The following is a 13,251-nucleotide window of genomic DNA, read 5'->3' on the forward strand; positions in this document are numbered from 1 at the left end:
GGCGCCTCAAGACGCGATGGTCTCAGCTTGCACCACTGGCCCTCTCCCCCAACCCCTCTCCCGCGTGCGGGAGAGGGGAGTCACCCCCCCCTGCATACCCTCACCGCGTACCCCTACCGCATACCCCTTACCGCATACCCCTACCGCATACCCCTTACCGCAGCATCCGTCGCCGCAGCAGCACCAGCGCCACCACCAGCGCCACGGCTGCGTAGGCTGCCAGCACGATCACGTGCAGCGCGGCGTGTTCCACGGGCCGGCCCAGCATCAGCGGACGGATCAGCGCCACCGCGTGCGCCAGCGGCAGAAGCTGCGTGGCTTTCTGCGCGCCTTCCGGTAGCTGTTCGAGCGGGAAGAAGACGCCGGACAGCAGCAGCATCGGCGTCATGATCAGCGTCTGGTAGAACATGAAGAAGTCGTAGCTCGGCGCCAGCGCCGTCACGATCATCGCCAGGCTGGCGAAGGCAATGCCGGCCAGCACGATCACGGGCAGCGCCGCCAGCGCGCCGGGGAACTGCGCGTAGCCGAGCAGCCCGGCCACGATCATGATCGCGGCGCCCGACAGCACCGCCTTGCTGGCGGCCCATAAGACTTCTCCCAGCACGACATCGCCCAGTGTCAGCGGCGCGTGCATGATCGCCTCCCACGTGCGCTGGACGTGCATGCGCGAGAACGCCGAGTACATCGACTCGAAGCTCGCCGACATCATCACGCTCGACGCCGTGGTCCCGGCCGCCAGGAACGCGATGTACGACACGCCGTGTACCTGCCCGACCAGCAGGCCCAGCCCCAGGCCCAGGCCGAACAGGTAGATCATCGGGTCGGCCAGGTTGCCGATCATCGAGGGGATGGCCAGCTTCTTCCAGACCATGTAGTTGCGGTACCAGACCATCATCCAGTTGCGCGCGTTGCGCGGCAGCAGGGGCTGGGGATAGTGCTGGCGCGGCGGGGCCGCCGCCAGGGCAGGGGACGCGGCCACGTCGGGGTTGCGGGGGTCCTGTTCGCTCATGTCGATGTCTCAGTCTCTCATCTCGCGGCCGGTCAGCTTCAGGAACACGTCCTCAAGGTTGGCCGGGCGGTGCAGGTAGCGGACGCCGCCCTTGCCGTGCAGCGCGGCGAGCAGCGGGTCGGGGTCGCGGACGTAGCAGAACAGCGTCTCGCCGCGCATTTCGGTGCGTTCGGCCAGCGGCGTCAGCGTGTGGCGCAGCGGTTCGAGTTCGTCGCCATAGACTTCCACGACGTCGCAGCCGATCTCGCGGTCGATCAGCTCGTGCGGCTTGCCCTCGGCGATCTTGCGGCCGGCGTCGATCACGCACAGGTGATTGCAGAGCCGCTCGGCTTCTTCCATGAAGTGGGTGGTCAGCAGGATCGTCTTGCCGGCGGCCAGCAGCGACTTCAGGCGCTCCCAGATCAGATGGCGCGCCTGGGGGTCCAGGCCGGTGGTCGGCTCGTCCATGACCAGCAGGTCTGGATCGTTGATCAGCGCGCGGGCCACGGTCAGGCGCCGCCGCATGCCGCCGGACAGCTCGCGCACCTGGGCGTCGGCCTTGTTTTCCAGCCGGGCAAATTCCAGCAGCTTCGGCACGCGCGCGTGGATCTCGGCCGACGACAGCCCGAAATAGCGGCCGAAGATCCGCAGGTTCTCGATGACCGAGAAATCGGGGTCGAGGTTGTCGAATTGCGGCACCACGCCCACGCGCATGCGCGCCTGGGGCGCCCGCTCGGGAATCGGCTCGCCGCACAGCGTCAGCGTGCCCGACGCCGGCGTGGTCAGCCCCAGCAGCATGCGCAGCGTGGTGGTCTTGCCGGCGCCATTGGGGCCGAGCAGTCCGTAGCACTGGCCGGGCTGGACTTCGAGGTCGAGGTTGTCGACGACCACCTGGTCGCCGTAGAGCTTGCGCACGTTGCGCATCTGGAGGATGGCAGTCAAGGCTGGGTCCCGGAAGGCGGATGCCACCATTATGCCGGCCATCGCCGGGCCCATTGTTGGTGCGTCGCGGTTTCTCCATTCCAGCAGCGCCGACGACGGGTGCGGCGCCGCGGCACGGGCGAAAAAAAACCGCCAGCGAACTGGCGGTTTCTTCGGGCAATGCGCGAATCAGTAGAGCTTCTTCGGCAGCATTTGCATGCGCAGACGCTTGCGCAGGCGAGCCTCGGCAGCCTTCTTCTTGCGCTTGCGCTCGGTCGTCGGCTTTTCGTAGGCGGTACGGCTCTTCAGTTCCACGATCAGGCCAGTCTGCAGAATGGCGCGACGGAAACGACGCATTGCAACTTCAACGGGCTCGCCCGGTTTCAGAACGATCTTAGTCAATTCAGTCCTTCAGGAATAACCGCCAGGGGCGGTGGGTTCATAGGAGGGAAACGTGTCACGTCGGGCTCCGGAGCCTTCGGCAACGGTGGTATCGCACGCTGCGGCCAATGCCGCGGTGCGCCCCCTAGAACCTGCTGCGGATCGAGATCCGTACTGCCAGTATCAGGGGTGACTGGCCAAATTTTCCTAGCTAGGTAAAAACTTGGCGACTACCTGTTTCCGTGGATATTGCGCAAGAAATACGCCGGTAAGCTTTTACAGGTATACCGGACGGGAGTCAAGCCATTCAGGGCAATCCAAGATCATACACCAGATTGCGGCCGGGGCCACAGGTTGTCGACTGGTTTGCATCAAGGCAACAGCGTGGCCCAGGCAGAGGCGGCCAGCACCACCGCCATGAGACGCTCGAAGCGCTTCATGTGCCGGGGCGAGCGGATCAGCCGCGCGGCACCGGCGCCCAGCAGCGCCCATGTGGTCATGCACGGCAGTGAGACGACGAAGAACAGCAGCGACAGCAGCGCCACGCGGTGTGACGAATCGGCCCCGTCACCCGCGAACACGCTGACGACGGCCAGCGCCATCATCCACGTCTTGGGATTGACCACCTGCAGCCCGGCCGCGCCGGCCAGGCCCAGCGGGCGGCGCGCGCTAGTGGAGGCCGCGTCACCGGCATCGATCCCGGCCGCCGGGCCGCGCCAGATCTGCCACGCCAGCCACGAGAGCCAGCCGACGCCAATCCACGCCATCGCGTGCTGGATCTGCGGATGCGCCGCCAGCGCGCCGCCCAGGCCGATGCCTACCGCCAGCACCAGCAGCGCCGCGCCGCCGCAGGCGCCGAGGATGATCGGCACCGTGGCCAGCACGCCGCGCCGGGCGCTGTGGCTCAGCACGATGACGTTGGTCGGCCCGGGCGTGATCGAGGCGACGACCGCAAACATCAGGAAGGGGAGGAGGGGCAGGGTTTCGAGCATGCGGCCATTGTTGCGGCCGCGCGCCTAGGCGTCTGGAAGATTTGAGCAGCGCCGGCGGTAGTGGGCCGGGGTCAGGCCATAGGCGCGGCGGAACCAGCGTCCCAGATGGCTCTGGTCGGCAAAGCCCAGTGCCACGGCCACGTCGGCCGGCGTCGCGCCACGCGCCAGCATGTGGCGGGCCCGGGAGAGCCGCAGTTGCACCAGGTAGGCATGCGGCGCCAGTCCGAACGCGGCCTTGAAGGCGCGGGTGAGGCGGTAGCGGTCGACGCCACTGGTGGCTGCCAGCGTGTCGAGTCCGATGTCTTCGTCGAGGTGATCGTGCAGGTAGTCGCGGGCCCGCTGGGCGACAAGCGGCAGCCTGGGATCGATGTCCCGCTGCGCGCGCCACTGGAACTTGGCCGTCAGCCGGGCCAGCAGGGCGTCGAGCGCCGACTGTCGCACGATGCGCAGCTCGGGCTGCTGGAGCACCGCGAAGGCGTGGCGGATGGCGTCGATCAGCAGCGGGTCTTCGCCAAGCGTCTGCGGAAAGCCGGGCTGGCCGTGCGCGGGCGCGTGGTCGAACAGCGCGCCCAGTTCGCGCGTCATCCACTGGGCATCGACGTAGAGCATCGAATAGGTGAAGCCCTCGGGCGCCACGGCGTCGCCGTCGTGGATCTCGCCGGGCTCCAGCGTGAACACCTTGCCGGGCATGCTGTGCTGGACTTGCCCGCGGCAACGGAACTGCTGGATCCCCGCTTCGGTGTAGCCGACGAGATAGCTGTCGTGCCAGTGCGGGTCGTAGGCGTGGCCTTCGAAATGGGCGCGAATCGTCTCGATGCCGGTTTCGGCATCCTGTTTCAGTTCGATCCAGCTTTGGGGGCTCACTGCGGCGTCCTGGTCCGGGGTCTGCGGCGATCCATCATAGCGGGATCGCGCCGGTCGTTCTGGAACGTTTGTGCGGAGGAGGGTGAAACGGGGACGGAAAAAAAAAGGCCGATGCTTTCGCATCGGCCTTCCTCTTCTATCGGTTGGCTCCCCGACCTGGGCTCGAACCAGGGACCTACGGATTAACAGTCCGGCGCTCTACCGACTGAGCTATCGGGGAACAGCTGAGAAAGAAATTATAACCAGCTTCTCTTCGTTTCGTCAACAACTTTTTAACGTTTTGTTTGCGTCAGAAGCTGTTTCCCAAACTCTGGTTCGCCTCGAAACCGGCCTGCAGTGGGCGTTTCCGCCGGATGCTGCGTTGCCGTGTTCAACAGCGAGGCCGCATTATAGCCAGCTTTTTCTTTTGTGCAAACAAAAAAATCGCCCGGAGGCGATTTTCCTGCGACCAGGCCGTTGGCTCAGTCGAACACCGGCGTTTCCACGCCCAGCACCTTGTGCAGCTTCGGCGAGGTCGTGGTGTATTGCATGTGGATCTTCTTGTCCGGGAAGATGTACGGCGCGGCGCCGAACGCGGCCAGCGCGGCCTCGTGGAAGCCCGACAGGATCAGCTTCTTCTTGCCCGGATAGGTGTTGATGTCGCCCACCGCGAAGATGCCCGGGATGTTCGTCTCGAACTTCTCGGTATCCACCTTGATCTGCTTGCGCTCCAGTTCCAGGCCCCATTCGGCGATCGGGCCCAGCTTCGGCGACAGGCCGAAGAACACCAGCAGGTCGTCCAGCGGCATGCGGCGCGTCACACCGTCGCCGCCGGTGACCTTGATCTCGGTCAGCACGCCGTCCTTCTCTTCATAGCCGCCGATCTGGCCGACCATGAACTGCATTTCCATCTGGTCGCACAGCTCGCGCATCTTGGCCACCGACGCCGGCGCGGCGCGGAAGCCGTCGCGGCGGTGGATCAGCACGATCGACTCGGCCTTGCCGTGCAGGTCCAGCGCCCAGTCCAGCGCCGAATCGCCACCGCCGACGATCACGAGGTTGCGGCCGTGGAAGCGGGCCGGCTCCTTCACGCGGTAGAAGAGCTGCTTGCCCTCGAACTTGTCGATGCCTTCCACCTTGACCGTGCGCGGCTGGAACGAGCCCACGCCGGCGGCGATGAAGATCGTCTTGGTGATGAAGCGGGTGCCGAGCGACGTCTCGACGTAGAAGCGGCCGTCCTCGCGGCGCTCCACGACGCTGACTTCCTGGCCCAGGTGGAACGTGGGCGAGAACGGCTCGATCTGCTTGAGCAGGTTGTCGGTCAGTTCCTGGCCCGTGCAGATGGGCACGGCCGGGATGTCGTAGATGGGCTTGTCCGGATACAGTTCCACGCACTGGCCGCCCACCACCTTGAGCGAGTCGATCACGTGCGCCTTGATTTCGAGCAGACCCAGTTCGAACACCTGGAACAGGCCAACGGGCCCCGCGCCCACGATCAGCGCGTCGATTTCCAGCGGCTGGCCGCCGGTGTTGCCGCCCGCCTGCTGGGTCGCGTCGGCCACGGGATTTGGAATGCTCAAGTCCATATTCGTCCTGATACGTTGTGGGCACGTCCGGTGCCCGGTATTACGGGAAAGCGCGCGTGGGGACGGCTTTCTGTGACGCGTTGCCGGCGCGTCCCGGCAGCGGCTGCGGGGGCAATGGCCGCCTGTCGCGTCAGTCTTTTCTTAGCGCTGCAGGTATTGCAGCTTGTCGGTGGCGTCCTTCCATTCCTCGGCCTCGGCCAGCGGGGCCTTGGTCTTGGTGATGGAGGGCCAGTTACGGGCCAGCTCGGCGTTCAGTTCGATGAACTGCTGCTGGTCGCCCGGCACGTCTTCCTCGGCGTAAATCGCGTTCACCGGGCATTCGGCCACGCACACGGCGCAGTCGATGCATTCGTCGGGATCGATGGCCAGGAAGTTCGGGCCTTCGCGGAAACAATCGACCGGACACACATCAACGCAGTCGGTGTAACGGCAACGGATGCAGGATTCGGTGACAACGTGAGTCATTTCGGTTCCAGAAAAACGGATCGGTCTTCGATGGGGATATTGTCCAGGGCCGGATTCTTGCCAGCCGCTCTGCGAGCTGTCCGTTACACGTCGATGGCCGCGCGTGTCAATCGGGATAACTTGGGGCGAGCGAGGGCCGAGGCCTTTCAAAGACCGATATTGTAGCTGAGCCTTCTCGCAAGGATAGCCAGTCTATATAGCCGGGTCAGATAGTTTTCTTATTTCTTTATGTACTTTCGGTGCGAAACCGGCCCCGGCGCGGCCTGCGGGGCCGGTTTGGCGCCAGATTCGGGCGGAACGGGCGCGCAGGCGGCGGGCGCACGGACTACTATGTCCCTGTGCCACACGTGGCTTTTTCGCCAGTTGGCGGTCGACCCAACCCCGGCGTTCCGAATGATTGGAGGCAAACTTGCGCGAGTCATCCCCATGCCAGCCCGCCTGACCGTGACCCTGACCGGCCTCGTTGCCGGCGCCATGCTCCTGGGCGCCGTGGTGCCGGCCGGCGCCCAGGCCGACAGGGTCGCCGACATGAAGGCCGACATGAAGGCCGACAAGATGGCCGACAGCGTCGTGTCGCGCCTGGTGGCATGGCGCGCCCGGACCGACCAGCCGGTGGCGCTGCCCGCGCTGACCGCGTTCGACTGGGACAGCTTCAGCGTCGTCCGCACCCCGGCGGGCATGGCCATGGCCAACTGCAACCGCGACGGCTTCCTGCCGTGCGACAAGGACCTGCAGCCGTCGCCCGACACGCTGGTCCAGGTCCTGCGTTTCGACCGCGCCGGGCAGCCGGTCTACCAGGAGCGCATCATGGTCGCCTCCGCCCAGTTCTCCGATCCGCTGCCGCACGCCGTGCCGCGCACCCGGGCCACGCTGGTGACCTGTGCCGACGATGCCGGCCAGCGGCGCTGGTGCCTGCAGCCGCAATCGCCGGCACACGGCGCCCCGTCCGCGCTGCGCAGCCTCGACGGCGGCTGAGCGGGCAAGACCCTTGCCGCGCCCGGGCTGCCGCGCATGCGGCACGTGACTTTCGGTTAGCATGGTGGCCTGACTCTGCCACGCCCCCGCCCTGGCTTCGCTATGATCATCCGCTCCCTGCTCGACACCGACCTGTACAAGTTCACGATGATGCAGGTGGTCCTGCACCATTTCCCGCAGGCCCAGGTCGAGTACCGCTTCAAGTGCCGCAACGCCGGCGTGGACCTGACGCCCTATGTCGACGAGATCCGCGACGAACTGCGCCAGCTCTGCGAGCTGCGCTTTACCGACGACGAACTCGAATACCTGCGCGGCATGCGCTTCATCAAGAGCGATTTCGTCGATTTCCTCGCGCTGTTCCACCTGAACGAGAAGTACGTGGTCGTCCAGCCGTCGGCCGGCGGCAACGGCGAGATCGACATCACGATCCGCGGGCCGTGGCTGCACACGATTCTGTTCGAGATTCCGCTGCTGGCCATCGTCAACGAGGTCTACTTTCGCCGCACGCAGCCGCAGCCGGACCTGACCGAGGGCCGCCGCCGGCTGGAGGCCAAGCTGGCGCTGCTCAAGGCGTCGCCGTACGCCGACTGCGTGATCGCCGACTACGGCACGCGCCGCCGCTTTTCCGGCGACTGGCAGGAAGAGGTGCTGCTGTCGATGCGCGCCGTGCTGGGCCCGCAGCTTGCCGGCACCAGCAACGTTCACTTTGCCCGGCTGCACAACATGACGCCGCTGGGCACCATGGCCCACGAATACCTGCAGGCGTGCCAGGCCCTGGGGCCGCGCCTGCGCGACTCGCAGGTCTACGCGCTGGAGAACTGGGCGCGCGAGTACCGCGGCGACCTGGGCATCGCGCTGTCCGATACCTATGGCTTCGACGCCTTCCTGCGCGATTTCGACCTGTACTTCTGCAAGCTGTTCGACGGCGTGCGGCACGATTCGGGCGACCCGTTCGAGTGGGGCGAGCGCATGATCGCGCACTACGCCGCCAACCGCGTCGACCCGCGCGGCAAGACGCTGATCTTCAGCGACGCGCTGCACATCCCGAAGGTCATCGAGCTGTACGAACGCTTCCGGGGCCGCTGCAAGCTCGCGTTCGGCGTGGGCACCAACCTGACCAACGACCTGGGCTACACGCCGCTGCAGATCGTGATCAAGATGGTCCGCTGCAACGGGCAGCCGGTGGCCAAACTGTCGGACACGCCCGAGAAGACCATGTGCGACGACCCCGGCTACCTGGCCTACCTGCGTCAGGTGTTCGAAGTGAAGACGGCCTGACCGGCCCGCGACCAACGTATCCGATCCACCGACCGCCATCCGCCCCCGACCATGGAAACCAACGCCGCCCGTGACCGCATCTTCGCCCGCATCCGCGCCGCCCAGGGCAGGGGGCCGGCCGTGACCCAGGGCGAGCGCGACGCCGTGGCCGACTACCTGGCCCGGCACCCGCAGGGCCCGCAGCCGCCGGTGCCCGACGACCGCGCCGAAGCGTTCGCCGTGCAGGCGCGCAGGATGGCGTCGACGGTGGACCGCGTGGCGACGATGGCCGATGTGCCCGGCGCGGTGGCGCGCTATCTCGACGGCCTGCAGCTCGCCCGCCGCGCGGTGGCGTGGACCGCGCTGGGCAGCCTGCCGTGGACCGAACAGGGGCTGGACGTGGCGTGCCGCCCGCCGCTGCGCGACGCCGAGGCCGATCGCGACCATGGCGACCTTGTCGGCATCACGGGCTGCTTCGTGGCCATCGCCGAGACCGGGTCGCTGATGCTGCTGTCCGGGCCGGACACCTACGCGTCGGCCGCGCTGCTGCCTGAAACCCATATCGCCGTGGTGCCGGTAGGCCGCATCGTCGCCAACATGGAGGAAGCGTTCGCCCGGATGCGCGCCGAGCACGGGCAATTGCCGCGCGCCACCAACATCATCAGCGGGCCGTCGCGCACGGGCGACATCGAGCAGACCATCGTGCTGGGCGCGCACGGCCCGTACCGCGTGCACGTGATCCTGGTCGACCAGGACTGACGCATACGGGTTTGCGCCAGTCGCGCTCCGGCTGGTGCACTTTCAGACCTTTCTCCAGGGGCTTTGCTTTACACTGGCCCCTTTCCCGCGTGCCGACGTCCCGAACGCCCTGGGCCCTGCCCGGACGCGCGCGCCTTGCCGCCGGTCCTGCGGCCCATGCCCAGCATGGGCCGCGTTGCGATGAAGGAGAAACCTGCCCGATGCGACGTGTCGTCACGCTGCTACCTCAAATGCTGTTCGCCACGATGCTGCTGTGCCCCGCATGGGCCCACGCGGCCGATCTCGATGGCGCCACGCTGTCGCCGATCTGGGGCGTGCCGTTCGCCGGCGTCCTGCTCTCCATCGCGCTGTTCCCGCTGTTCGCGCCGAAGTTCTGGCACCACCACTACGGCAAGGTGGCGGCGGCCTGGGGGCTGCTGTTCCTGGTGCCGTTCGCGGCCCAGTTCGGCCTGCACGCGGCGGCGGCCAACGTCATCCATGCGCTGCTGGGCGAGTACGTGCCGTTCATCGTCCTGCTGACGTCGCTCTATGTGGTGGCCGGCGGCATCTGCGTGCGCGGCAACCTGCACGGCACGCCCCGGCTCAACACCGGCATCCTGGCGCTGGGCACGGTCCTGGCCAGCCTGATGGGCACCACGGGCGCGGCCATGCTGCTGATCCGCCCGCTGCTGCGCGCCAACGACAACCGGCGCCACGTGGCGCACGTGGTGGTCTTCTTCATCTTCCTGGTGGCCAACGCCGGCGGCTCGCTGACGCCGCTGGGCGACCCGCCGCTGTTCCTGGGCTTCCTGAAGGGCGTGGAGTTCTCGTGGACGCTGCGCAACATCTTTCCGGAGACGCTGTTCATCTGCGTGGCGCTGCTGATCATCTTCTACGTGATCGACCGGCACTACTACCTGAACCGCGAGGAGGAACTGCCGCCGGCGCACGACCCGACGCCCGATTCCACCCGCCTGCGGATCGACGGCAAGATCAACTTCCTGCTGCTGCTGGCCGTGGTGGGGCTGGTGCTGATGAGCGGGCTGTGGAAGCCCGGCATCTCGTTCGACGTGATGGGTACCGACGTGACGCTGCCGGCGCTGGTGCGCGACGTGCTGCTGGTGGGGGTGACGCTGGTGTCGCTGCTGGCCACGCCGCGCACCGCGCGCAGCGGCAACGAGTTCAACTGGGAGCCGATGCTGGAGGTGGCCAAGCTGTTCGCGGGCATCTTCCTGACGATCATCCCGGTCATCGCCATGCTCAAGGCCGGCACCGACGGCGCGTTCGCCGGCGTGATCCGGGCGGTCAGCGACAGCAACGGCCAGCCGATCGACAGCATGTACTTCTGGGCCACCGGCCTGCTGTCGTCGTTCCTGGACAACGCGCCGACCTACCTGGTGTTCTTCAACACGGCCGGCGGCGACGCCGCCACGCTGATGACGCGCGACGCGTCCACGCTGGCCGCGATCTCGGCCGGCGCCGTGTTCATGGGCGCCAACACCTACATCGGCAACGCGCCCAACCTGATGGTCAAGGCGATTGCGGAAAGCCGCGGCGTGCGCATGCCGAGCTTCTTCGGCTACATGGCGTGGTCCTGCGGCGTGCTGGTGCCGCTGTTCCTGGTGATGACCTTCCTTTTCTTCCACGTATGACTGCCATGAAGCCCTCCATCCTTGTCACGCGCGCGATCTTCCCCGACGTGATCGCCAAGCTGGCGCAGTACTTCGACGTCGACGCCAACCAGGAAGACCTGGTGCTGGACGCGGCGGCGCTGCGTGCGCGGCTGGCGGGCAAGGCCGGCGTGCTGGCCAATGCCGCCGACCGGATCGACGGCGACCTCGTGGCCGCGCTGCCGCAGTTGCGGGCGGTCTGCAACATGGCGGTGGGCTACAACAACCTGGACGTGCCGGCGCTGACGGCGGCCGGCGTGGTGGCGACCAATACGCCCGACGTCCTGACCGAGACCACCGCGGACTTTGGCTGGGCGCTGCTGATGGCCACGGCCCGCCGGGTCACCGAATCGGAGCACTACCTGCGCGCCGGCAAGTGGGAGCGCTGGAGCTACGACATGCTCGTCGGCATGGACGTCCACGGCAGCACGCTCGGCATCCTGGGCATGGGGCGGATCGGGCAGGGCCTGGCGCGCCGTGCGGCCGGGTTCGGCATGCAGGTGCTCTATCACAACCGCAGCCAGTTGCCGGCCGACGTCGAGCAGTCGCTGAACGCGCGCTACGTCAGCAAGGACGAACTGCTGGCGCAGTCGGACCACCTGATCCTGGTGCTGCCGTACAGCCCCGCGAGCCACCATGCCATCGGTGCCGCCGAACTGGCGCGGATGAAGCCGACGGCCACGCTGATCAACCTGGCGCGCGGCGGCATCGTCGACGACGCGGCGCTGGCCGCCGCGCTGCGCGAGCGCAAGATCTTCGCGGCCGGCCTCGACGTGTTCGAGGGCGAGCCGAGCGTCCACCCGGACCTGCTGACGGTGCCGAACGTCGTGCTGACCCCGCACATTGCCAGCGCGTCGGAGAAGACGCGCCGCGCCATGGCCAACCTGGCGGCCGACAACCTGATCGCCGCGCTCGATGCCGGGCCGCAGGCCGGCCATCCGCCCACCGTGATCAACCCCGAGGTCATGTCGCGCCGCCGCTGACGGCACCCGGATCGCCAGTTTTCATGACGTTGATACCCTTGCTGACCCTGGTCGCCGCCGTGGCGGCCGTGATACTGCTGGCCGTGCTGCTGGTGCGGCTGTCGCGCCACGCGCCGGGCGACTTGCAGCCGATGCTGGGCGACCTGCGCGACGACGTGCGCGAGGACACCGCGCGCGGGCTGGAGCGGCTGGAGCGCGAGCTGCGCGCGGAACTGGCCGACAACGCGCGCGGCAGCCGCAGCGAGGCCGGCCAGCAGATGCTGCGCTTCCAGCAACAGCTTTCGGCGCAGCTGACCAGCATCGCCACGGTGCAGCAGCAACAGCTTGCGCAGATGTCCGAGGCCAACGAGCGGCGGCTGGCCGACGTGCGCGCCACGCTGGAGCAGAAGCTGCGCGACATCGAGGCCAACAACGCGGCCAAGCTGGAGGAAATGCGCCGGACCGTCGACGAGAAGCTGCACGCCACGCTGGAGCAGCGGCTGGGCGAGTCGTTCAAGCTCGTGTCGGAGCGCCTGGAGCAGGTGCACCGCGGGCTGGGCGAGATGCAGGTGCTGGCGCAGGGCGTGGGCGACCTCAAGCGCGTGCTGACCAACGTCAAGACGCGCGGCACCTGGGGCGAGGTGCAACTGGCGATGCTGCTGGAACAGATCCTGACGCCGGACCAGTACAGCAAGAACGTCGAGACCGTCCAGAGTTCGGGCGCGCGCGTGGAGTTCGCGATCCGGCTGCCGGGGCGCGAGGTCGGCGGCAGCCCGGTCTGGCTGCCCATCGACGCGAAGTTTCCGAAAGACCAGTACGAGCGGCTGGTCGACGCGCAGGAGCGGGGCGACGTCGACGGCGTCCAGCTGGCCAGCCGCGAGCTCGAAGTGGCCGTGCGCCGCGAGGCGCAGACGATTGCCGAGAAGTACCTGGCGCCGCCGGCCACCACCGACTTTGCCATTCTGTTCCTGCCGACCGAAGGGCTCTACGCCGAGGTCCTGCGCCGGCCGGGCCTGACCGACCTGCTGCAGCGCGATTTCCGCGTGACCGTGGCCGGGCCGACGACGCTGACGGCGTTGCTCAACAGCCTGCAGATGGGGTTCCGCACGCTGGCGCTGGAAAAGCGTTCGAGCGAGGTGTGGGAGGTGCTGGGCGCGGTCAAGACCGAGTTTGGCAAGTTCGGCGAGGTCCTGGCCAAGACACGCGACACGCTGGTGCGCGCGGCGCGCAACATCGAACAGGCCGAAGTCCGGACACGCCAGATGGAGCGCAAGCTGCGCACCGTGGAAGCCCTGCCAGGCGAAATGGCGGAACAGCTATTGGGAACGGCGGCGTCGGGAACGCTGGGGATCGGTACGCCGGCCGGCGACGCGGCGGCGCCGGAAGACGATACGGGGCGGGAATAGATCGCGACACAGCCGGCACGGCGCCGGCGGGTCAAGACCGGGCCGGCAGGCCCGGGGCAGGGCGGTC

Annotated in this window: 13 protein-coding genes and 1 tRNA gene; 6 read left to right on the forward strand and 8 right to left on the reverse strand. The window is 67.5% G+C overall.

What is annotated here, in order from left to right; translation table 11 throughout:
* Window positions 1–154: 154 nt before the first annotated feature.
* The 8 genes from EHF44_RS11075 to fdxA form a co-directional block, all read right to left on the reverse strand.
* Window positions 155–1,009 carry an ABC transporter permease gene (locus EHF44_RS11075; protein WP_124683789.1) on the reverse strand — a complete coding sequence of 285 codons (855 nt, stop codon included), beginning with the start codon at window positions 1,007–1,009 and terminating at the stop codon, window positions 155–157.
* A 9-nt stretch (window positions 1,010–1,018) separates the two neighbouring features.
* Window positions 1,019–1,912 (reverse strand): nodulation factor ABC transporter ATP-binding protein NodI, encoded by an 894-nt coding sequence (gene nodI / locus EHF44_RS11080; RefSeq protein ID WP_423193511.1) that lies wholly within the window; start codon window positions 1,910–1,912, stop codon window positions 1,019–1,021.
* A 186-nt stretch (window positions 1,913–2,098) separates the two neighbouring features.
* The gene (rpsU, locus tag EHF44_RS11085) at window positions 2,099–2,311 is read right to left on the reverse strand and encodes a 30S ribosomal protein S21 (RefSeq protein ID WP_008648415.1); all 213 of its coding nucleotides are present in this window, start codon (window positions 2,309–2,311) and stop codon (window positions 2,099–2,101) included.
* 350 nt (window positions 2,312–2,661) lie between these two features.
* On the reverse strand, window positions 2,662–3,282 hold the full coding sequence (locus tag EHF44_RS11090; RefSeq protein ID WP_124683791.1) for a LysE family translocator: 621 nt from the start codon (window positions 3,280–3,282) through the stop codon (window positions 2,662–2,664).
* 24 nt (window positions 3,283–3,306) lie between these two features.
* Entirely contained in the window at window positions 3,307–4,146 is an 840-nt protein-coding gene (locus EHF44_RS11095) for an AraC family transcriptional regulator (protein ID WP_124683792.1), read from the reverse strand.
* A gap of 144 nt (window positions 4,147–4,290) precedes the next feature.
* A tRNA-Asn gene (locus EHF44_RS11100) sits at window positions 4,291–4,366 on the reverse strand.
* A 241-nt stretch (window positions 4,367–4,607) separates the two neighbouring features.
* On the reverse strand, window positions 4,608–5,711 hold the full coding sequence (locus EHF44_RS11105; protein WP_124683793.1) for an NAD(P)/FAD-dependent oxidoreductase: 1,104 nt from the start codon (window positions 5,709–5,711) through the stop codon (window positions 4,608–4,610).
* 141 nt (window positions 5,712–5,852) lie between these two features.
* Complete coding sequence (gene fdxA, locus EHF44_RS11110) at window positions 5,853–6,176, reverse strand: ferredoxin FdxA (RefSeq protein ID WP_061957871.1); 324 nt, start codon at window positions 6,174–6,176, stop codon at window positions 5,853–5,855.
* Window positions 6,177–6,602: 426 nt separating this feature from the next.
* On the opposite strand from fdxA, the gene EHF44_RS11115 reads away from it, so the two are divergent.
* The 6 genes from EHF44_RS11115 to rmuC all read left to right on the forward strand — a co-directional run bounded on the left by EHF44_RS11115 (window position 6,603) and on the right by rmuC (window position 13,184).
* Window positions 6,603–7,151, forward strand: a complete 549-nt coding sequence (locus EHF44_RS11115) for a hypothetical protein (protein ID WP_124683794.1) — start codon at window positions 6,603–6,605, stop codon at window positions 7,149–7,151.
* 102 nt (window positions 7,152–7,253) lie between these two features.
* The gene (pncB, locus tag EHF44_RS11120) at window positions 7,254–8,429 is read left to right on the forward strand and encodes a nicotinate phosphoribosyltransferase (RefSeq protein WP_124683795.1); all 1,176 of its coding nucleotides are present in this window, start codon (window positions 7,254–7,256) and stop codon (window positions 8,427–8,429) included.
* Between the two features lie 51 nt (window positions 8,430–8,480).
* Window positions 8,481–9,167, forward strand: coding sequence for a LutC/YkgG family protein (locus tag EHF44_RS11125; protein WP_124683796.1), 687 nt, complete (start codon window positions 8,481–8,483; stop codon window positions 9,165–9,167).
* Window positions 9,168–9,367: 200 nt separating this feature from the next.
* Window positions 9,368–10,798: a sodium:proton antiporter gene (locus tag EHF44_RS11130; protein WP_124683797.1), complete on the forward strand. Its 1,431-nt coding sequence runs from the start codon at window positions 9,368–9,370 to the stop codon at window positions 10,796–10,798.
* A 5-nt stretch (window positions 10,799–10,803) separates the two neighbouring features.
* On the forward strand, window positions 10,804–11,799 hold the full coding sequence (locus EHF44_RS11135) for a 2-hydroxyacid dehydrogenase (RefSeq protein WP_124683798.1): 996 nt from the start codon (window positions 10,804–10,806) through the stop codon (window positions 11,797–11,799).
* Window positions 11,800–11,822: 23 nt separating this feature from the next.
* On the forward strand, window positions 11,823–13,184 hold the full coding sequence (gene rmuC, locus EHF44_RS11140) for a DNA recombination protein RmuC (RefSeq protein ID WP_124683799.1): 1,362 nt from the start codon (window positions 11,823–11,825) through the stop codon (window positions 13,182–13,184).
* Window positions 13,185–13,251 lie beyond the last annotated feature (67 nt).

It is taken from the genome of Cupriavidus pauculus (genome assembly GCF_003854935.1).
Lineage (GTDB): Bacteria > Pseudomonadota > Gammaproteobacteria > Burkholderiales > Burkholderiaceae > Cupriavidus > Cupriavidus pauculus_C.